The organism is Megasphaera jansseni (assembly GCF_047974155.1).
In the GTDB taxonomy this organism is placed as follows: Bacteria; Bacillota; Negativicutes; order Veillonellales; family Megasphaeraceae; genus Megasphaera.
This window is the reverse complement of sequence record NZ_JBHYRR010000041.1, coordinates 1-21,829: the sequence shown is the minus strand read 5'-3', so window position 1 is coordinate 21,829 and position 21,829 is coordinate 1. Positions and strand designations below refer to the sequence as shown.

Genomic DNA, 21,829 nt, shown 5'->3' with positions numbered 1-21,829 from the left:
AACTACGAACGAAAAACTTTTAAGTTGAAGGGGCCTCGCATGATGGCAAAAACCTTCGTGCGACAGCCCCTTTTAAGCTGTCAGGGGCTAGCAATTAGGGACAAGCCGCTAACCGCTAACCCCTAACCGCTAACCCCTAACCCCTAACCCCTAATCCCTAATCCCTGACCGCTACCTCCTCACTCCCGTCGCCGCGACGCGAGGCCGTAGGGGAGGGAGACGAAGAGGATGGCGCCGGCTACGTTGCCGGCTGTGACGCAGCACAGGTTATAGAGATAATGGGCTGCGTTGACTGTGTCCGGATGAGGGGCCAGCAGGGCCAGGTCCATGAGGGTCATGTTGGCGATGCAATGGCCGAAGCCGAGGGTATAGAAGACGTAGAGGCACCAAAAGATCATGATCAGTTTGGCACTTTCCGAGTGGCAGCGGAAGGAGCACCACACGGCCAGGCAGACCAGGACGTTGCAGAGGATGCCCCGGCAGAAGATTTCCAGCGGCGGCAGGTTCATCCGCAGCGCGGCGGCTTCCGTCAGGGCCTGGGCCATGGCGCCCGTATCGAGTCCCGTGCCGTAGAAAATAAGCGACAGGATGAGGGCGCCGAGCCAGTTGCCGAGGTAACAGACGACCAGGAGTTTCACGACGTCCCCGGCGGTCACGGTCTTGCGCCGCAGGCCGTTATAGAGGATGAAGGCGTCGCCAGTGAACATTTCCGCTCCGGCGATGATGACCAGGCTGAGGGCGACGCCAAAGGAAAGGCCCATGACGATATGGGACCATGGCTGTGGCCCGAGGTAGCTTTCGATGGCATAGCTCAAGAGGACGCCGAAGCCGAGATAAGCGCCGCCCAGGAGGGACACCATGACGTAGCCCAGGGGATTTTCCTTCAGGAAACGGACTTTGGCGGCCGCACCGCTGGCCGATGCTTCATATTCTTTTTCAAACAAAATGCTCACCTCATTCGTTTTTTCTTATTATACCATATTACTTTTTGTCTTTTAGCAGGATTTTGGCAGGGGCCTGTCGAATATCTTAAGGTAAAGCAAAATCCGAGAGATAGGGGGATTCTTATGAACCGATTGAAACAGTGCATCTTAGCCGGGCTGGTTTCCTGCTTTTTGGCCATTCCCTGCCTGTCCCTGGCTGATGATATGACGCTGGCGAAAGACAATGGCGAAGGGGCCATTGCTTTGCAGACCCATGGGGAAAGCGAACTCCTGCAGGCTGTCCGGGCCAAGGATTATGAGAAAGCCCTTCAGCTCGTCAACGGCCAGATTGCCGAACATCCCGACGATGCTGATGCCTACGACCGGCGCAGCACGATTTACAGTCTCCTCGGGCGGAACGACGAAGCCCTGGCCGATTGCGACAAAGCCATTTCCCTGGAACCGGGCAAGGCCTTCCATTATTTCAACCGCGGCGCCATTTATGAACAGCGCAAAGAATACCAGCTGGCCGTCAACGACTATACCAAGGCCCTGTCTTTGAGCCCAAAGGGCGACCCTTTGCAGGGCCTGATGTATTTCAACCGGGCCCGGGCCTATACGGCCATCGAAGCCTATGACAAGGCCCTGGACGATGTCAAAGAGGGGGAAAAGCTGGTTCCGGCCTTTCCTCAGAACTATATCCTCGAAAGCTTGATCTATGACAAGCAGGGCGACAAGAAAATGGCGGACCAGAGCCGCCGTGTCGGTGTCATGTATGAATTCATGCACCGCGGCGATTATTTCCTGGCCGGTTCTGTCGCTGAAGAAGCCGGATTATATGACCAGTCCCTGGCCTTGCTCAATGAAGCCGTGAAGCGCCATCCCGACGACAGCCGGGTCTATTCGGAACGGGGCCTGGTCTATGCCCAGACGGGCCAGGACGAGCTGGCCATTGCCGACTTGACGAGAGCCCTGGCCTTGAAGGAAACGGCGATGGATTACAATAACCGCGGCGAATGTTACCGCCATCTGAAGCGCTTCGACCTGGCCAAAGCGGACTATGAAAAATCGGTCCGCCTGGCGACGGATGACAGCGATAAACTGGCCGTCTATGACAGCATGGGCCAGCTGGCCATGGACCAGGGCGATTATCAGCGGGCCGCACAGTATCTGACACAGGCCCTGGCCGTCAAGCCCTATGAAGATGGCTATAAACTGCGCAGCCAGGTCTGGCGGAAATTAGGCGATACGAAGAAAGCGGACCAGGATGAAGCGGCCGCCCAGGAAATCGAACAGCGCCAGCTCCTCGGGTCGTAGCCGGACTTTTCAAATTCCCCTGAATATGTTATAATTGAAATGTTGTTCGTGAAAATAACCCAATGTCATACACATAATTTCAGTATTTTAAGGGGGAATTCAATGAAGAAGTCTATCATCACCATCCTGTTTCTTTGCTGTCTTATGGGAACTGTCACTGCTTCGGCAGCACAGGTCAAGGAATCGGAAACGGTATCTCCGGCCGTAGCCGTTATGGCACAGGTCCAGGAACAAGACAAAGCCAAGAAGAAAACGCAAACTGCCACAACGAATAATTCTGACAAAATCGGTGACCGCCTTCGGGAACGTGTCCACTCCCTGATCCCGGCATCGGCCTTTGCCAATATTGATAATCCTGGGACGATTACGCCCGATACTGTCAAGTACCATTATGCAGAATCGCAGCACATGGCGACACCGGTCACGGCCTGGAACCGTCAGAAATATGAAGACCAGTACCAATACCAGTATCAGCATGATTCTTACGATGCAGCTGTCGCCAATGCCTATGCATACCGCCGCGATTTCGGCAAGAGCAACCTGCGCAAGTGGAGCAGCACCGAAGGCATGGATACGCCGTGGGACAGCAACTGGACGACCGATACGGCCCATTTCCAGAGCTCGACCATCGCCTTCCTGGATCATTTGAATACCGAAGCCCGTCAGGCCGGCATTTCCTTCGTCATCACCGGCGGGGCCGAAAGCGGGTACCATGCCAGCGGCATCTATTCCCATGAAAATGGCTACAAAGTCGACATCTCCGACGATGGCATCTACCAGGGCACCAAGGCCTATGAAGTCCTCATCAACGCCCTGTCGCCGTACAAGCACCAGATTACCCACGAATGGGACAAGAACCACTACGATATCACCATCTATCCGGAAAATTATAAAGGGTAAGAAAAGTGGCTCGTGGTTCGTGGCTCGTGGCTCGGAAAGCCGGGCTGGAAAGGCTTTAGGACGGCCACTAGCCACTACCACTAGCCACTTAAAAGGGGCTGTCGCACGAAGGTTTTTGCCATCATGCGAGGCCCCTTTAACTTAAAAGTTTTTCGTTCGTAGTTCATCGTTCATCGCGATGGATTGATATTTTTAATCCCATACGACAAACGATGAACGACCTACGATCAACGTAAAAAGAGGCTGTCTTAATGCGACAGCCTCTTTTCTGCACCCGAAAGGAGCTACTATGAATCGAACTGACTGGGATGCTTATTTTGCCTCTCTGATTGGCGACACCGGGACCGGTGTGCCCGGCCTGGCCGTCCTGGCTTATGGCGGCGGGCGCGAGGTCTATCGCTTTGCTGCCGGCGTCCGCCGCATGGATGGGGACCGGTCCTGGCCGATGACGGTGGACAGCCGTTTCCGCATGGCTTCCGTTTCCAAGATGTTCACGGTCTTTACCCTCATGCAGCTCGTTGAAGCCGGGCAGGTATCCCTCGACGATGACGTCAGCCCCTATCTCGGCTTTGTCCTGCGTCATCCGTCCTATCCGGAGGTGCCCATTACCTTTCGCATGCTGGCCTCCCACACGTCAGGCCTGCGCGATGGCCAGGTCTATAGTATTCCGCCGTCGGTCAGCGTACGGGCTTTCTTCACGCCAGGCAGCCCGTACTGGGAGGATGGGGGCCACTTCGCACCGGCCGGACAAGCGCCGGGCGTATATTTTACCTATTGTAATCTCAACTACGGTCTCCTGGGGACCCTCATCGAAGCCGTGACCGGTGAACGCTTCGACAGGTATCAGAAACAGCATATCCTGAAAGCGCTGGACTGCCAGGCCGATTACGTTCCCGGTAACCTGAAAAACGACGAATTCGCCCGTCTGGGAACGATTTATCTCAAACGGGATAAACAGGGCCATTGGAATGAAAACGGTCCCTGGCAGGGCACTATCGACGATTTCGGCGGCATCCAGCCACAAGGGGAGACCCTTTCTTTGCAGAATCCCTATGCCCAGGACGTCTGCCAGGCTTATGACCTGGCAGCTTACCGGCCTGGGACCAATGCGACGATTTTTTCACCGCAAGGCGGTCTGCGCCTGTCCCTGGCAGAATTGGGGCATGTCCTGGACATGGTCCTTCACGGCGGCCGCTATCAGGACCGTCAAATCCTGGCGCCTGCGTCGCTGCAGGCTATGTTCCGGCCGCAGTGGGTCTATGACGGCCACAATGGCGATACCTGCGGCCAGACCCTGTTCGCCTATGGACTGGGCGAATTCTTTGTCGACGGCACGGGACCGGCCCGCGGCTGCCGCACGAAGGCCGTCGATTTATGGGGCCACACGGGCCAGGCCTTTGGCCTATTATCGGGCCTTTTCATCCGGCCCGGGACGGGCAGCGGCTTTGCCTATGTCATGAATGGCGAGGCCCTGGCCGAAGACGACGACCCGCGCAGCGCCGGCCGTTTCAGCCATAATTACATTTGGGAAGAAAATGTCATGGACAGCCTGTGCCGATTGATTGACGGCCTATAAGGGCTGTGCTATGATTATGGAATATAGTAACATTCCATAATGGGAAGGCGAGATAAATGATGAATGCATACGAAAGTACTATGAATTTTACACGCCGTGCCGTCTGGGCCCAGATCGACCTCGACGCAGCGGCTCATAATATGCGCCAGATTCGCAAGCATGTCGGGCCGAAAGTGAAGATTGCCGCTGTCGTCAAGGCCAATGCCTATGGCCACGGCAGTGTCGAGCTGGCCAAGACCTTTGCTGAAAACGGCGCCGACTGCTTTGCCGTATCCAGCCTGGACGAAGCCGTCGAACTCCGCCGCTATGCGCATATCGACAATGAAATCTTCATCCTCGGCCATACCGATGCCCGGCGGACGGAAGAACTCCTGACGTATGACATCGAACCGGCCGTCTTCAACTTGAAGAACGCCGAATTCTTTTCACAGGAAGCCCAGCGCCTGGGCAAGACCCTGCGCGTCCATATCGCCGTCGATACCGGCATGAGCCGCGTCGGCTTCCAGGTCAATGAATTCAGCGTCTCGGAAATCAAGGCCATCGCAGCCCTGCCGAATATCGAAATCCGCGGTATGTTCACCCATTTTGCCGTTTCCGACATGAAAGACAAGTCGTTCACGCGCGAACAGTACGGCCACTTCCGCTGGATGTGCCAGCGCATGGAAGAAGAAGGCATCCACATCGCCCTGCGCCATTGCTGCAACAGTGCGGCTGTCCTGGAACTGCCGGAATACTACTGCGACATGGTACGGCCTGGCATCATCATGTACGGCTGTGAACCGTCGCCGGAAATCGACATAAAGCCCTATGACCTGCGGCCCGTCATGTCCCTGCACTGCTGCATCGCCCACGTCAAGCTCATCGACGCCGGGGCGACCGTCAGCTATGGCCGCCATTATACGGCACCGTCACGCCGTAAAATCGCGACCCTGCCCGTCGGCTATGCCGATGGCTATTCTCGCATCCTGTCGGGGAAAGTCGACGTCCTCTACCATGGCCACCGCGTCCCCCAGGTCGGGACCATCTGCATGGACCAGTGCATGATCGACGTCAGCGGCGAAGCCAACGTCCACGCCGGTGACGAAGTCGTCCTCTTCGGCCGCCAGGGCGACAGCTTCATCCCCATCGAAGAAATCGCCGCCGCCTGCGGCACCATCAACTACGAAATCATGTGCGACATTTCGCGCCGCGTCCCCAGAGTCTACATGAAAGGCGGCAAAGTCGTAGGCCGCGAAGAATACCTCTTCGATAAACCGTAAAAACACGCAGGCCGCCGTTCGTAGGGGCCGTCCTGTAAAGGCGGCCCGCCTGCGAACCCCTAACCCCTAGCCCCTAGCCCCTAACCCCTAACCCCTAACCCCTAACCCCTAACCCCTAACCCCTAACCCCTAACCCCTAGCCACTCAAAAGGCGCTATCGCATGAAGCTATTTTGGCTTTGTGCGACAGCGCCTCTTTTTCCTCTTCCATGATTTTGTTGCAAGTGGTATACTGTATATAAGATACACGCATACATAAATGTAAAAATAATCATAGAAAAGGCGGTGTGTTATTATGAATTGGAATGACAAAACAGCGGCCAATGTCAAGGCCATCAAACCCTCGGGGATCCGCAAGTTCTTCGATATTGCAGCCCAGGTCAAAGGCGTCTTGTCCCTGAGTATCGGTGAACCGGACTTTGCCGCACCGGACAAGGTCCTGGCAGCTATGAAGGACAGCCTCGATGCCAAGGAAACGAGCTATACCGGGAATTCAGGCATGATGGAGCTCCGTGAAGCCATTAGCCAGCATTTTGAAAAACGCTATGGTGTCCATTATGATCCGAAAGATGAAATCCTGGTCACTGTCGGCGTCTCTGAAGGCCTGGCCATGGCTCTCCTGGCCATTACCGAACCGGGCGATGAAGTCATCATCCCCGACCCGGCTTACGTCGCCTATCCGGCCTCGGTCGAACTGGCCGGTGGGACGCCGGTCTTCGTGCCGACTTATCCGGAACACGATTTCAAACTGACTGTCGAAGCCCTGGAAAAGGTCATCACGCCCAAGACGAAAGCCATCGTCATCGGCTATCCGAACAACCCGACGGGGACGGTCATGTCGGCAGAAGAATTGATGCCTATTGCTAAATTTGCCGAAGAACACGACCTCATCGTCTTGTCCGATGAAATCTACTGTGAACTCATGTACGGCGATGCCAAGTTCACATCGTTCGCGAAATTGCCGGGCATGCGCGAACGGACGGTCATCTTCAACGGCTTTTCCAAAGCCTATGCCATGACGGGTATGCGCCTGGGCTACGTCTGCGCGCCGCGGGAAGGCCTGGCACCGATTTTGAAGCTCCATCAGTACGCTATCATGTGCGCCAATACGACGGCCCAGGTCGGCGGCATCACGGCCCTCAAGGAATGTGATGACGACGTCGAAGCCATGCGCCAGGAATACGACCGCCGCCGCAAAGTCATCTATAAGGGCCTGTGCGACATGGGACTGCCCGTCTTTGAACCGAAAGGTGCCTTCTACATCTTCCCGGATATCCGCTGCACAGGCATGACGTCCGCCGAATTCTGCGAAAAACTGGTCCAGGAAGAAAAAGTCGCCGTCGTACCGGGCAAGGCCTTTGGCGACCAGGGCGAAGGCTTCGTCCGCATCTCCTACGCCGCCAGCATGGAAACCATCCAGGAAGCCCTGAAACGCATGGCCCGCTTCGTAGCGAAATATCGAAAGAGCTGATATTTAGTTGTAGGGGCGCTCACGTGGGGCGCCCGCTCATGCAAATCGAATTCACAAGTTATCTACCTATACCCTAAAAAACGCGCTGTCGCAAAGACAGCGCGTTTTTTCTAGAAAAATCGTCCGATAAGGGGCATTTTGGCTGCGTCTTCTTTGGTGACACCGCCGTTGAGGACCATGCAGCCGATATAGATGGCCGACCCGACGATGCACGTCAGGAAGAGGTCCAGGAAGAGTCCCAGGTAGGGGAAGAGGAAAGCGTACATGAAATGCATGGCCACGCCCATGATGGCGGCGGAGACGATGTTTTTCATGACGACTTTGATGTCGATGACGTAACCGATTTTACGGTAAATGAAGAACATGTTGAGGACGGCAGCGACGCCGATGTCGGCCACCGTCGCATACGAAGCCCCGGTGATGCCCAGAGTCGGGATGGCGACTAAGAACCAGTTGCACAGGACCTTGGCGACACAGGCGACGCCCATATTGATGACCGGGATCTTCGGCTTCTTCAGGCCCTGGAGGATGGCCGTCGAAATCTGGTGCAAGCCCAGGAAGCAGATGGCGATGGCCACAGCCCGCGTCGCATCCGTAGCGGCCGGCGCGTTGTAGATGAAGGTGACGATCGGTTCGGCCATGACGTAGAGGATGACGCTGAAGGGAATCGTGACCAGGAAGGAGATGCGCATGGACGTCGCCGTCCGTTCGCGGATCTCATCGTATTCCTTCAAGGTGAAACTGTGGCTGATGGCGGGGACCAGGCTCATGGCCATGGCCGCCGTCAGGATCGTCGCCAAGTTGATGAGCGGTACCGACATGCCTGTCAGGTAGCCGAACAGCTCCGTGGCCTGATGGGTCGAATAGCCGGCCACTTCCAGCCGCCGCGGCACGATGAGCAGGTCCAGGTTGGATACGACCGGCAGCATGATGCTCGACAGGGAAATGGGGATAGCCAGGATGACCAGGCGCTTCAAGATGTGCTTGATGCTTTCCTGTTCGAAAGTCGGCCCGTCGACGGGGAGAGACCGCTTCAGTTTATAATAGTAATAGACCAGGACCAGCCAGGCCGCAAACCCACCGGCACCGGCGCCGAGGCTGGCACCGCCGGCGGCATAATCGAGGCCGTACGGCAAAAGGAGCGCCGCAAAGCCGAGCATGACGACGACGCGGACCAGCTGTTCGACGATCTGGGAAATCGCCGTCGGCGTCATCTGCTGCCAGCCCTGCAAGTAACCGCGGTAGCCGGCGATAATCGTCGTAAAGAAGATAGCCGGTGCCAGGGCGATGAGCGAATAATAGGCCCGGCTTTCACGGATGATGTGTTCATCGATAAGGAAGCTGGAACCAAAGAACATGACGATGCTCAAAAAGAGGGCCGTCGTACACAGCATGGACAGGGACACGTGGAAAATGCGCTGGGCGCCGAAATAGTCCTGTTTGGCTACTTTTTCCGCTGTGATAATGGAAATTGCAATAGGCAGACCGGCACTGGAAATATCGAGTGCCAGCAGGTAAATCGGGAAAGCCATCTGGTAAATACCGATGCCTTCACCGCCTAGGATACGGGACAAGATGATCCAGTTGATACTGCCAATGGCTTTGACGACAAAGCCCGACAAGGTCAGGATCAATGTGCCGGAGATAAACTTGTTTGCCATAATAACCCCTTAACTCTATAGAATTTTTACCAACATAACAACTAATTTTAGCACATTTACCTTACCTTGTATATAGTGAAGTGTTAGCCGCCAACCTCTCCGGCCCGTCGGGCCACCTCCAGCCCGGCTCTCCGTTTTGGCAGCCGTCCTGCGTTTCCCTGCGGTCAACGCCTGACGGACCAAAAAGGGCCTATCAGGGGAGGCTTAAAATCAACCTCTCCGGCCCTTTGGGCCACCTCCCCTATGAGGGGAGGCAAGCCACGACCCACTAGCCACTAGCCACTAGCCACGAACCACGACCCACTAGCCACGTATTCGCCATTATTCATGGCGGGCGCCCCACGTGGCGCCCCTACGAGCCACGACCCACGAGCCACGAGCCACGAACCACGAACCACTAACCACTAGCCACGACCCACGGCCATTATTCTGCGGCCTGCGCTCTCACGGTCTGCGCTTTCAAAATATCCATGAATTCCTTACCTGTAATGGTTTCTTTTTCGTAGAGGTATTTGGCCAGGGCATCCAGGGCCGGGCGATGGTCTTCGAGGATTTTCTTGGCCTTGGCGTGCTGTTCCTTGACGACGGAGACGACTTTGGCGTCGATGTATTTCTGCGTTTCCGGTGCGCAGGCCAGGGACGTGTCGCCGCCGAGGTATTTGTTGGTGACCGTTTCCATGGCGACCATGTCGAATTCGTCGGTCATGCCGTAGCGGGTGATCATGGCCCGGGCCAGCTTGGTGGCCTGTTCGATATCGTTGGAAGCCCCTGTCGTGACCTGGTGGAAGACGACTTCTTCTGCAGCCCGGCCGCCGGTAAGGGTGGCAATCTTGTTTTCCAGTTCTTCCCGGGACAGGATGTATTTATCCTGCTGGTCGACCTGCATGGTGTAGCCCAGGGCGCCCGACGTGCGGGGGATGATGGTGATCTTCTGGACCGGTGCCGAATGGCTCTGGAGGGCAGCGACCAGGGCGTGGCCGATTTCATGGTAAGCGACGGTCTTCTTTTCATCGTCCGACAAGATGGCGTTCTTCTTCTGGTAGCCGGCGATGACGACTTCGATGCTTTCTTCCAGGTCGGCCTGGCTGACGGCATCGCGGTGGTCGCGGACGGCGCGCAGGGCCGCTTCGTTGACGATATTGGCCAGTTCGGCGCCCGATGCCCCGGCTGCCATGCGGGCGATGGTGTGGAAGTCGACGTCGTCGCCGAGGGCGACTTTCTTGGCATGGGCCTTGAGTATGGCTTCACGGCCAGCCAGGTCCGGCAGTTCGACCGGGACGCGGCGGTCGAAACGGCCTGGCCGCAGCAGAGCCGGGTCCAGCGATTCCGGCCGGTTCGTCGCAGCCAGGATGACAACGTTGTCATCGGCGTTGAAGCCGTCCATTTCCGTCAGCAGCTGGTTCAGCGTCTGTTCCCGTTCGCTGTTGCCCATGGCATTACCCGTGCGCTTCTGGCCGATGGCGTCGATTTCGTCGATGAAGATGATACACGGCGCCTTCTGCTTGGCCTGCTGGAAAAGGTCGCGGACCTTGGAAGCGCCCATGCCGACGAACATTTCGACGAATTCCGACCCGGCAATGGGGAAGAAGGGAACCCCGGCTTCGCCGGCGACGGCTTTGGCCAGCATGGTCTTGCCCGTGCCCGGAGGCCCGACGAGGAGGACGCCTTTGGGCATCTTGGCCCCGATTTTGGCGTATTTATCGGGATGGTGGAGAAAATCGACGATTTCCGACAGGTTTTCCTTGGCTTCATCTTCACCGGCGACATCGTCGAAATGGATGCCGTTCGCCGACGGGACGTAGACCTTGACCTGGTTCTTGGCGCCGAACATGAGCGAATTGCCGCCGCCGCGGTTCATGAGTTTGCGGTTGAAATAGTAGCCGATGCCGAAGAAAATCAGGATCGGCAGAATCCAGGCGATGAGGAAGTCCGTAAAGGGAGAATCCTTTTCCTTGATGACTTCATTGAAGGAGACATTGGCCTTGTGCAGCCGTTCCGTCAGCTGCGGGTCATTGACGACGCCCGTGCGGTATTCATTGCCGTCCTTGTCCTTGAAGAGTATCTGGTTCTCTTCGATTTGGACGTCGGAGATCTTTTCATCTTCCGTCATGTTCATGAACGTCCCGTAGTCGACCTGTTTGACACTCTGGGAGTCATAGTAAGGCCGGGCGATGGCGTTGAACACGAAAATGACGGCCAAAGCGACGATATAATAGAATAAAATCGGTTTTTTCTTTTCTTTGACTTCTTTCACAATCCATCACATCCTTTTATAAAATCAAGCTGTACTTTTATTTTACACCCCCTGCGGAGCCTGACAAGAGGGGACTGCCTTGCATATTCCCGGTGGATGTGCTAGGGTAAAAGAAAATATACAGAGAAAGTGATGGACATATTATAATGAATATATTAACCGTAGAAAATGTAAAGAAATCTTATGGCCTGCGCGTCCTCTTCGACGACGTGACCTTTGCCATCGACGGCGGCCAGAAACTGGGCCTCATCGGCCTCAACGGCGCCGGCAAGACGACGCTCCTGAAAATCATCGCAGGGCTTACCGATACCGACAGCGGCACTATCTGGCGCAACCCCAAGGCACGTATCCATTACCTGCCCCAGGAACCGCAGTTCCTTTCCGGCCATACCGTCCTGGAAAGCGTCCTCGATGGCGATTTGCCGGTCATGAAGCTGCTCCGGCGCTACGAAGAAGCGGTCCAGCGTGACGATGATGCGGCCGTCGTCGCCCTCAGTGCCGAAATGGATGAACAGCAGGCGTGGGAGCTGGAAGCCCATGCCAAAATCATCCTCAATAAACTGGGCATTTCCAATTTTTCGCAGGTCGTCGATGAATTGTCCGGCGGCCAGCGCAAGCGCCTGGGCCTGGCCCGGGCCCTGATCATGCCCTGTGACCTGCTGATCATGGACGAACCGACGAACCATCTCGACGATAAGACCATCATGTGGCTCGAAGAATACCTGCGCGACAGCAAGGCCGCCATCCTGCTCAGTACGCATGACCGCTATTTCCTGGACTGCGTCGCCGATTCCATGATCGAACTCGACCGGGGCCATGTCTATACGTATGTCGGCAACTACGGCCAGTATCTGGAACAGCGCCAGGCCCGGCTCGAACGGGAAGAGGCGAGCGAAGCCAAGCGGCGCAACCTCATCCGCCGTGAAAAAGCCTGGATCCAGCGCGGCGCCCAGGCCCGGTCGACGAAGCAGAAAGCCCGTAAGGAACGGTACGAACAGCTCTGCGCCATCGAAGCGGGCAAACCCATCGGCGAAGTGGAAATGTTCGACACGTCCGTCCGCCTGGGCAAGACCATCATCGACATCGACGACATGGCCTTCGGCTACGACCCGGCCCATCCCTTGTTCCAGCACGTGACCTACCACGTCGTCAAGCACGACCGCATCGGCATCATCGGCGAGAACGGCGTCGGCAAGTCGACGCTGCTCAAAGTCCTGGCCGGCCAGCTGGCCCCGACCGAAGGGACCGTCACCATCGGCCAGACTGTACGCTTCGGCTTCTTTACCCAGCAGCTGCCCCAGTTCGACGAAGGCATGCGGGTCATCGACTACGTCCAGGAACACGGCCATTTCGTGACCAACCAGTTCGGCCAGCGCATTTCGGCGACGCGCCTGCTGGACCAGTTCCTGTTTACTGAAGAAATGCAGTATACCTACATCGCCAAGCTGAGCGGCGGCGAACGGCGGCGCCTGTACCTGCTGCGCCTGCTCATGGACCAGCCTAATGTCCTGCTCCTGGATGAACCGACGAATGATCTGGACATCCCGACGCTGACCGTCCTCGAACGCTATCTCGATACTTTCCAGGGCGTCGTCCTCGTCGTATCCCATGACCGCTACTTCCTGGACCGGGTGGTTGATAAACTTTTCACATTAGAAAAGGGGACATGGGACCGCTTTTACGGTGACTATAGTGAATACTTGGAAGAAAAATACAGTCATCACCAAGAAAAGAAAAGTGAAAAGCCTGTTTCGCCTTCTATTACTAAAACGAATATTACGCCAGCCAAAACAAAAGCCGGCCTGACGTCACGGCAGGAAGAAGAATTGCGGCACATCACCGAAGAACTACCGCGCTACGAAGCCATGCTCAAGGGCCTCAATGCAGCTATTGCCGCTGCCGGGAGCAATTACGAAGAAGTCGAATCCCTGCTGGCTGAACAGAAGGAAACACAGGATAAAGTCGATGCTTTGACAGAAAGATGGTGCGAATTGGAAGACTTAAAAGCATAAATTACGGCAATTTTTCCCGAATATTACAAAAAAGCATAAAAGATATGGTAAAAAGGGTAGATGAATTACACAAAAGTAATGGAAATCTATGCCACTTTGTATTATCCTATAGATAACGAAGTTTGTGACAAAATGTTACATAGTTACTGATTTTTACACTTACTGAATTTCTGACCGAAAAGGAGTATCTGCATATGCCTGAATTTCATTCCCGTTTTGAAAAAATTGACCGTCGTGTTCCTATCGATGAACACAACTGTGCCGTTCAATTTGACGTAACGAAGTGCAAGAACTGCACCTTATGTCGCCGGGCCTGTGCCGACACACAGACTGTGTTGGACTATTACTCCCTGTCCAGTACAGGGGACATGCCCATCTGCGTTCATTGCGGCCAGTGTTCGTCGGCCTGCCCCTTTGGCGCCATCGTCGAAGTCAACGATGTCGACAAAGTCAAGGCTGCCTTGAAAGACCCTGAAAAAATCGTCATCTTCCAGACCGCTCCGGCTGTCCGCGTCGGCCTGGGTGAAGCCTTTGGCATGGACCCGGGTACCTTCGTCGAAGGGAAGATGATCGCTGCCCTGCGTACGCTCGGTGCGGACTATGTCTTCGATACCGATTTCGGTGCCGACCTGACCATCATGGAAGAAGCGATGGAACTCCTGCACCGCCTGCAGTCCGAAGAAATTCCTATCCCGCAGTTCACCAGCTGCTGCCCGGCCTGGGTCGAATTCGCCGAAACCTTCTATCCCGACCTGCTCCAGCATCTGTCCTCGACGAAGAGCCCTATCAGCATCCTCAGCCCGGTCATCAAGACCTATTTTGCCCAGCAGAAGAACATCGACCCCAAGAAGATCGTCAATGTCTGCGTCACGCCGTGCACGGCCAAGAAGGCGGAAATCCGCCGTCCGGAATTGAGTGCATCGGGCCTCTTCTGGGATGAACCGGAAATCCGCGATACGGATATCTGCATCACGACGCGCGAACTGGCTCAGTGGATCCAGGACGAAAACATCGATTTTGCCAGCCTTGAAGACGGCCAGTTCGACAAGGCCTTTGGCGAAGCCTCCGGCGGTGGCCGCATCTTCGGCAACTCCGGCGGCGTCATGGAAGCGGCTATCCGCACGGCTTACCATATGTTCACCGGCCGTCCGGCACCGAAGGACTTCATCCCCTTTGAACCGGTCCGCGGCTTGCAGGGCGTCAAGAAGGCGACGGTCATCTTTGGCCACTTCGTCATCCACGTCGCCGCTATCAGCGGCCTGGGCAACGCCCGCGCCTTCATCGATGACCTCATCAAGAACGACTCCTTTGAAGACTATTCCTTCATCGAAGTCATGGCCTGCCCTGGCGGCTGCATCGGTGGCGGCGGCCAGCCGAAAGTCAAACTGCCGCAGGTCAAAAAAGTCCAGGAAGCCCGTACGGCATCGATTTATAAGAGCGACGAAGAAACCGATATCAAAGCCAGCTGGCAGAACCCGGAAATCGAAGAACTCTACGAAGCCTTCCTCGATGAACCGCTGTCCGAAATGGCCGAATTCGTTTTGCATACGTACTTCTCCGACAAGAGCGACCAGCTGGGCCGCATGAAGAACCTCACGCCCCAGACCAACCCCATGTCGCCGAAGTATAAACCGCCGACAACAGAAGAATAGGCGGCCTAAAGGGCGCCTGCGTAGGGGTCGCCACGTGGGCGACCCGTTAGGGATTTGGATGTTTTTTAGCAAACTAGTTAGGAAATCTACATATTTCACAGCGGGCGCCCCACGTGGCGCCCCTACAGAAAAGGGGCTGTCGCACGAAGGTTTTTGCCATCATGCTAGGCCCCTTCAACTTAAAAGTTTTTCGTTCGTAGTTCATCGTTCATCGCGATGGATTGATATTTTTAATCCCATACGACAAACGATAAACGACCTACGATCAACGTAAAAAGAGGCTGTCTTAATGCGACAGCCTCTTTTTTACTCCCGAACAAGATATTGACAATTAATATCATAAAATGTATAATGACTATGTGCTCATTGGAACAAGCCATGTGATAAATGGGACAATGTGGGCAGAACCTTTATGTAATGCGAGAGGAAACTAGGCACACTCGACCGCAGCGGATAGGGGGACTCCTTCATTGTGACAGGCTTCCTGGCTTTTACACAGAGAAAGAAGGTCATATTGATGAAAAAGAAAATCGTTACATCCTTAGCCGCAATGATGGCTGTCGGCGCAGCCTGCGCTTTTGCAGCTAACCCCTTTGTCGACGTACCGACGGACAGCTGGGCTTACAAATCCGTTGTCGAACTGGCTGACGCCGGTGTCATCCAGGGCGTAGACGGCTCCTATTTCCAGGGCGAACGCAACATCACCCGTTACGAAGCCGCTGAAATGGTCGCCAAAGCCATGGCTCACATGGACAAAGCATCCGTAGAACAGCGCGCCCTCATCAACAAATTGGCTGATGAATATGCCGATGAACTCAACAACCTCGGCGTCCGCGTCAGTGCTCTTGAAAACCGCGTCGGCAACGTCAAACTGACCGGTGATGCCCGTATCCGTTTCCAGCACCAGGACACCAGCAGTGAAGCCAGCACGGGCTACAAGAAAGATGCTTCCTGGGATTACCGCGTCCGCGTCCGCGCCAATGCCAAAGTCAATGACCGCACGACCGTAACCTACGGTATCAGCACGGATGACATCAATTTCGCCGATAACGGCGCTGCCAGCGATAACAACGACATCTTCACCGATGACGCTAAAGTCGATTACAACTTCGGCGGCGACCACTGGAACCTCAGCGTCGGCCGTACCGATACGTATATCCTCGGCGGTGAAAATGCCTACGGCTTCCAGTATGGCGACGTCTTTGACCGGGCTGAATTGAAATACACCAACGACCACTTCGCCGCTACGGCTGGTTATGGTAAATTCAAAGCCGGTGACATCGCAGGTACCGATGACATGGACGGCGTCAAGACCGGCTATGGCGAATTGGAAGGCTTCTTCGGCGGCGGCCGGGCAGCTGGCTCAGCTGTAGGCGTCTACTACAATGACTTCACCGTAGCTGGCGGCAACGTAGGTAGTGAACGGTATAGCGACGGTTTCCGCGCTGACGACCTCTGGGGCGCTTATGCCAGCCTTAACTTCGGCAAATGGAATGCTTTGGCCAACTATGAAAAAATCAACAGCAACAATAAATACCTTGGTGATGGGGATACGAAAGATCCGGAAGTATGGATCGGCAAATTGACCTATGGCTCGGCTGACAGCGATGCCCGCGGTTCCTGGGATGCCTGGGTTGAATACATCAACTCCGACAAAGGTGTTCTCCTCGGTGGCGCTACTAACTCCTGGCGTGATGACAGCGTCCTGGACAATGTTAAATCCTGGGGCGTCGGCGTCGACTACACGCTGGCTAAGAACGTCATCCTCACGGCCGCCCAGACCTTTGGTACCCAGACCAAACACGGCAACGCCGATGATCCGGACGAATTCACAGACGTAGAAATCAACTTCTTGTTCTAAAAGGCTCGCCTCATAGGAGAGCTGGCTGCTGAAAGCGGTCTGAGAGGTTGTCTTATAGAGGTTGTCTTATAGGGACTGTTTCATGAGGGTATCTGCCATCATGAAACAGTCCTTTTTCGCTAACTGCTGACTGCTAACTGCTACCCCCCCCTAGCCACGAGCCACTAACAACGAGCCACGAGATAAAAATGATTGCCAATTCTTCGCCGGGTACATGTGAAATACTTGTGAACCGGATTTGCGTGAACGGGCGCCCCACGTGGTCGCCCCTACAGAAAATGATTGCCAATTCCGCCCGAATCGTTGTATAATGAATAAGTTGAAACAGTTTAGGATCGTAAAGGAGAAGATACTGTGTTTAAAAAATTGTGGATCCTTCCGCTTATGCTGCTCGTCTTCCTGATACCGATGGTATCGGTCCAGGCAGCGGCTAAGCAGGAAATTACCAATGTGCGGACGGCAACGCGAACAGATGCTAACACGCCTTTCGTTCGGACCGTCCTCGATGTCAGCGGTAAGGCCAATCCCAAGCTATACATCGATAACTCCGGCGAATATGTTTTCGTCACTTTGCCTAATACAGGGATTGGCAAGAATGTGGCCAAGAGCTATAAGCCCAACAGCAACGTCATTTCCCGTGTCACCTTATCGTCTCGGTCGTCGAGTACGGACGTGACCATCAAGGTCCCGCGGGCCGTCACCAAGAACGACGTCAAGGTCTTTACCCTTCCCGGGGCAACGGGCAGTAAAGTATCGAGCCGTGTCGTCATCGACATCAACGATAAATCGGGCAAGCTCAAACAGTGGAGCCACTGGGGCGATACCAACATCGGTATCAAAGGAGCGACCAAGCCGACCCAGAGCTGGAAACCGTCGGCTACGAAACAGCCGGCCACCAATGTCCCGGCCTATAGCAGCAGCAAGACCTACAGCCTGACCAAAGGGCTCCAGGGCAAGACCATTGCCATCGACCCCGGCCACGGCGGTTCGGACTCCGGCGCTGTCGGTACGTACTCCAAGGAAAAGGACATCACCCTGGCCATTTCCAAGAAAGTCGCAGCCCTGCTCAGTGCAGCCGGTGCCAATGTCGTCATGACCCGCACGACCGACGTCGACGTCTATGCTCCGTATGACGGCGCTGTCGAAGAATTGCAGGCCCGCTGCAACATTGCCAATGCGGCCAAAGCCGACGTCTTCGTCTGCATCCACATCGATTCTTACGATGCTCCGTCTGCAGGCGGCGTCACAGCCTATTACAACAGCAAGACCCCGTATGACTACGGTCTGGCCAACTACATCCACCTTCAGAACATGAAGGCCACGAACTTTGCCGACCGCGGTGTCAAGACGGCCAACTTCTATGTCCTCTTGCACACCAACATGCCGGCTACCTTGTTGGAACTGGGCTTCATCTCCAACCCGAACGAAGAAAAAGCCCTCAACTCCGATGCCCAGCAGCAGAACTTCGCCGAAAGCATCGTCAAAGGCCTGGCCGATTACTTCAACCATAACGGGAATTAAAAAGTTTGTAGTAAAAAAGGAGCTGTCGCATCGCGACAGCTCCTTTTTTTCGGATTTATGAAATGAACGCAGTTCGCAGGCGGTTGGTCGCAAACGTGTTCGTAGGGGCTCGCACGTGGCGAGCCCGCTAGGGAGATTTAACCACAACCCATGCTGGTATAATGGCGAGGTTTTACGGACTATGAGCCGAGGGTCACTCGAGGCGATGTCGTTACTTTGAATCTGTTGCCGCTCATGTCATTGGGGATGTACACAGGATTCACGCGGGACGCCCGCTACGGCTGTCCGTTCTGGCAACCGTCTTGCGCCTTCCGTTGGTCGGCACCTTACGGGCCAGAAAGGCTTTGGGCGTACCCTACGATATCGCATACAGGCGATGAATGAGAACTCTGGTTAATGACACAAAAAATACACGGCCCATGGCCTTGTGCGTAGGGGCTCGCACGTGGCGAGCCCGCTAGGGAGATTTCATCACAGCCCATGCTGGTATAATGGTGAGGTTTTACGGACTACGAGCCGAGGGTCACTCGATACGGCCTGCGGGGGCGTCAGCCCCAAAAAATTCGATGGACGACGAACGACTAGGCCCCCTAACCACAAGGCGGGCCGCTAACCCCTAACCCCCAAAATCCCTTGACATCACCCATTGTTTATGGTATATTAGGGAAGTCGTAGCATAAGTGGCTATGGATAAGCCGCGTGGAGAGGCTCGCAAGTTCCCGCAAGGGACGCCGTATTCAGCGAGTATATTGATGAGGAGGTGTCACTCATGTACGCTATTATCAAAACAGGTGGAAAACAGTATCGTGTCCAGGAAGGCGACAACATTTTCGTCGAAAAACTGAATGCCGATGTTGATTCCAACGTAGTATTCGACCAGGTATTGGCAGTCGTTAACGACGGTGATGTTAAAGTAGGTACTCCCGTTGTTGAAGGCGCTAAAGTTACTGCAAAAGTATTGGCTCAGGGCAAAGAAAAGAAAGTCCTCGTTTTCAAATACAAAGCAAAATCCAACTACCGTCGTCGTCAGGGCCATCGTCAGCCGTTCACGAAAGTTGCAATCGAAAAGATTGAAGGCTAATGATTACCATTACGATGCATCGCGATAAGAAAAATCGCTACACAGGCTTTACCATAACCGGCCATGCTGACTATGATGAAGCCGGCAGCGATATTGTCTGCGCCGCCGTTTCGGCCTTGTCGCAGACGGCCTTGTTGGGTCTCATGCAGTACGCTTCGCAAGACGTACCGTATGAAGTAAACGATGGCTTCTTATCCGTCCAGGTCCCCAGACCCTGTGACGCATCACAGATCATCTTAGGGACTATGGTAGCAGGTTTGGAACAAATTGTACGGCAGTATGGAGAATACGTCGTACTCGACTCATAGACGTCAGGAGGTGGACGGAATGTTCAATTTCAACTTACAGCTTTTCGCTCATAAAAAAGGGACAGGTTCCACGCGTAACGGCCGTGATAGCGAATCCAAACGCCTTGGTGTAAAATGCCATGACGGCGTCATCGTTAAAGCCGGCAACATCATCGTTCGCCAGCGTGGTACGCACTTCCATCCGGGCACGAACGTAGGCATCGGCAAAGACGATACCTTGTTCGCTACGGCTGCAGGCAAAGTTGCTTTCGAACGCGCTGGTAAATACAACCGCAAAGTTAGCGTATACCCTGTAGAAGCATAATTAGTTTGTATGGGAGAAACCGTGCATAAGGGCTTAGGCCATTATGCACGGTTCTTTTATTTTAAAAGTTTTTCGTTCATCGTTCATCGAAAAGGGAGGTAATTTTTAGATTCTTCACGACCAACGATGAACGACCTACGACGAACGTAAAAAGGACTTGCCGCATGACGGTAAGTCCTTTTTTATGCAAAAAAAACACTTGTCGTCTTCTCAAAATCCTGTATAATAGAGGATGTATGTACTTTGATTAAACTCAAGCGGAGGTGTTACGCCATGCGCGTTAGTGTCAATGGAGAAAACCGTGAGCTCCACGTCTATGACCGTTCTACCGGCGTCGATTATGCCAAACAGATCCTCTGTTCCCAGGAACAGCTGGTCACGGACATGTACGGCGAATTCGTCCTGACCGAAGAAGAATATAATCATTGGACCGAATTGCTGGCTATCCAGCAGGAATCGGAAGACCTGCTCTTTGAACTGAAAGACGTCCTGGTCAAGCAGGAACTCGATGATTACATGTACGAAGAAACGAAATACATGACGACGACCATCGAAACAATCCATATGGAAAATATCTGTATCAAAGAGCTGAAGGAAGCCCTGGAAAAAGGCGATGAAAAATGGCTGACAGAGAACCATTTCATCAAGACACTGAAAAACGTAACAAAATAAAGGAAGTCTTATGTTGAAGAAAATATGCTCGTGGATCATCGGTGTCATCCTCACCATTCTGGTCCTCCTCATCGGTATCTTTGCTTTTTGGTATTTCGGGTCGACAAACTATCACCTGACAGGCGTCCCCGTCCTGAACTACCATCAGGTCAATAATAAATTCAACACCGTGCTGACCATGAAGCCAGCCAATTTTGATGAACAGATGAAATATCTGCACGACAACGATTACCATTCCATTACGCTGGAACAATTCGATGCCTACATGCGTGGCGAAGGCGACCTGCCCGACCGGCCGGTCCTCATCACCTTTGATGACGGCTACGTCGACAACTATGAAAATGCCTATCCCATCCTGAAGAAATATCACATGCGCGGCACCATATTCCTGATCATCAACCTCATGAATACGCCGGGCTACCTGACCTGGGACCAGGTCAAAGAAATGTCTGCCGACGGCATGGAATTCGGCTCCCATACCATCAGCCATAAGCCCCTGACCAGCTTCGACCGGGCCGGCGTGCGTCACGAACTGCAGGATTCCAAAGACATCATCGAAAAGATGACGGGGAAACCCTGTCACTTCATCGCCTTCCCGGAAGGCAAATACAACGACATGGTCATGGAAGAAACGCGGGGCGCCGGTTACCGTTACGCCTTCACCGTAGAAACGGGCCGCGACTTCCCCTGGGACGATCCCTATGACCTGGACCGCGTCCCCATGTTTGAAGGCCCTATCAGCTTCAAGCACTTCCGCTTCCGCCTGACCTTCAGCGCCTTCAGCGCGCTACTGTGGAAGACCCACAAATACTTTGAACACATAGAAATGACCAAAGATTTGGCCCAACATATCCCGCAGCCATGAATACAAGGGACATCGCACGAAGGCTTTTACCATCGTGCGATGTCCCGTTTACTTTATAGTTTGTAGGAGATGACTTTAAATTTAATCCCATCCGCTAACTCCTAGCCACTAACCACTAAAAAGAGGCTGTCGCATTAAGACAGCCTCTTTTTACGTTGATCGTAGGTCGTTCATCGTTTGTCGTATGGGATTA

General features: G+C 54.4%; 17 protein-coding genes. 14 read left to right on the top strand and 3 right to left on the bottom strand.

Features of this window, described 5'->3' with window-relative positions; translation table 11 throughout:
* Positions 1-179: 179 nt before the first annotated feature.
* Complete coding sequence (locus ACE418_RS12520) at positions 180-944, bottom strand: formate/nitrite transporter family protein (RefSeq protein ID WP_416450917.1); 765 nt, start codon at positions 942-944, stop codon at positions 180-182.
* A gap of 123 nt (positions 945-1,067) precedes the next feature.
* Between ACE418_RS12520 and ACE418_RS12515 the strand changes: the two genes are divergently transcribed.
* The 5 genes from ACE418_RS12515 to ACE418_RS12495 all read left to right on the top strand — a co-directional run bounded on the left by ACE418_RS12515 (position 1,068) and on the right by ACE418_RS12495 (position 7,445).
* On the top strand, positions 1,068-2,240 hold the full coding sequence (locus ACE418_RS12515) for a tetratricopeptide repeat protein (protein ID WP_416450916.1): 1,173 nt from the start codon (positions 1,068-1,070) through the stop codon (positions 2,238-2,240).
* Positions 2,241-2,342: 102 nt separating this feature from the next.
* Complete coding sequence (locus ACE418_RS12510; protein WP_416450915.1) at positions 2,343-3,140, top strand: alginate biosynthesis protein AlgP; 798 nt, start codon at positions 2,343-2,345, stop codon at positions 3,138-3,140.
* 289 nt (positions 3,141-3,429) lie between these two features.
* On the top strand, positions 3,430-4,716 hold the full coding sequence (locus ACE418_RS12505) for a serine hydrolase domain-containing protein (RefSeq protein WP_416450914.1): 1,287 nt from the start codon (positions 3,430-3,432) through the stop codon (positions 4,714-4,716).
* 56 nt (positions 4,717-4,772) lie between these two features.
* Positions 4,773-5,975: an alanine racemase gene (gene alr, locus ACE418_RS12500; RefSeq protein ID WP_416450913.1), complete on the top strand. Its 1,203-nt coding sequence runs from the start codon at positions 4,773-4,775 to the stop codon at positions 5,973-5,975.
* Positions 5,976-6,269: 294 nt separating this feature from the next.
* Positions 6,270-7,445, top strand: coding sequence for a pyridoxal phosphate-dependent aminotransferase (locus ACE418_RS12495; RefSeq protein ID WP_416450912.1), 1,176 nt, complete (start codon positions 6,270-6,272; stop codon positions 7,443-7,445).
* 110 nt (positions 7,446-7,555) lie between these two features.
* On the opposite strand, the gene ACE418_RS12490 is transcribed toward ACE418_RS12495, so the two are convergent.
* Together ACE418_RS12490 and ftsH are read right to left on the bottom strand one after the other, a co-directional pair.
* The gene (locus tag ACE418_RS12490) at positions 7,556-9,106 is read right to left on the bottom strand and encodes a putative polysaccharide biosynthesis protein (RefSeq protein WP_416450911.1); all 1,551 of its coding nucleotides are present in this window, start codon (positions 9,104-9,106) and stop codon (positions 7,556-7,558) included.
* Between the two features lie 424 nt (positions 9,107-9,530).
* A complete protein-coding gene (gene ftsH, locus ACE418_RS12485; RefSeq protein WP_416450910.1) occupies positions 9,531-11,360 on the bottom strand; it encodes an ATP-dependent zinc metalloprotease FtsH in 1,830 nt (609 codons plus the stop codon).
* A 146-nt stretch (positions 11,361-11,506) separates the two neighbouring features.
* On the opposite strand from ftsH, the gene ACE418_RS12480 reads away from it, so the two are divergent.
* The 9 genes from ACE418_RS12480 (at position 11,507) to ACE418_RS12440 (ending at position 21,636) form a co-directional block, all read left to right on the top strand.
* Complete coding sequence (locus ACE418_RS12480; protein WP_416450909.1) at positions 11,507-13,372, top strand: ABC-F family ATP-binding cassette domain-containing protein; 1,866 nt, start codon at positions 11,507-11,509, stop codon at positions 13,370-13,372.
* Positions 13,373-13,566: 194 nt separating this feature from the next.
* Positions 13,567-15,024, top strand: a complete 1,458-nt coding sequence (locus ACE418_RS12475; RefSeq protein WP_416450908.1) for a [FeFe] hydrogenase, group A — start codon at positions 13,567-13,569, stop codon at positions 15,022-15,024.
* 517 nt (positions 15,025-15,541) lie between these two features.
* Positions 15,542-16,885 carry an S-layer homology domain-containing protein gene (locus ACE418_RS12470; protein WP_416450907.1) on the top strand — a complete coding sequence of 448 codons (1,344 nt, stop codon included), beginning with the start codon at positions 15,542-15,544 and terminating at the stop codon, positions 16,883-16,885.
* 354 nt (positions 16,886-17,239) lie between these two features.
* Positions 17,240-18,406, top strand: coding sequence for an N-acetylmuramoyl-L-alanine amidase family protein (locus ACE418_RS12465; protein WP_416450906.1), 1,167 nt, complete (start codon positions 17,240-17,242; stop codon positions 18,404-18,406).
* 769 nt (positions 18,407-19,175) lie between these two features.
* On the top strand, positions 19,176-19,487 hold the full coding sequence (gene rplU, locus ACE418_RS12460) for a 50S ribosomal protein L21 (protein WP_027894775.1): 312 nt from the start codon (positions 19,176-19,178) through the stop codon (positions 19,485-19,487).
* Positions 19,487-19,795: a ribosomal-processing cysteine protease Prp gene (locus tag ACE418_RS12455; RefSeq protein WP_416450905.1), complete on the top strand. Its 309-nt coding sequence runs from the start codon at positions 19,487-19,489 to the stop codon at positions 19,793-19,795. The genes rplU and ACE418_RS12455 overlap by 1 nt, the downstream gene beginning before the upstream one ends.
* A gap of 19 nt (positions 19,796-19,814) precedes the next feature.
* A complete protein-coding gene (gene rpmA / locus ACE418_RS12450) occupies positions 19,815-20,099 on the top strand; it encodes a 50S ribosomal protein L27 (RefSeq protein WP_020311207.1) in 285 nt (94 codons plus the stop codon).
* A 273-nt stretch (positions 20,100-20,372) separates the two neighbouring features.
* Positions 20,373-20,771, top strand: a complete 399-nt coding sequence (locus ACE418_RS12445; protein WP_020311208.1) for a hypothetical protein — start codon at positions 20,373-20,375, stop codon at positions 20,769-20,771.
* Between the two features lie 10 nt (positions 20,772-20,781).
* A complete protein-coding gene (locus tag ACE418_RS12440) occupies positions 20,782-21,636 on the top strand; it encodes a polysaccharide deacetylase family protein (RefSeq protein WP_416450904.1) in 855 nt (284 codons plus the stop codon).
* Positions 21,637-21,829: the final 193 nt, after the last annotated feature.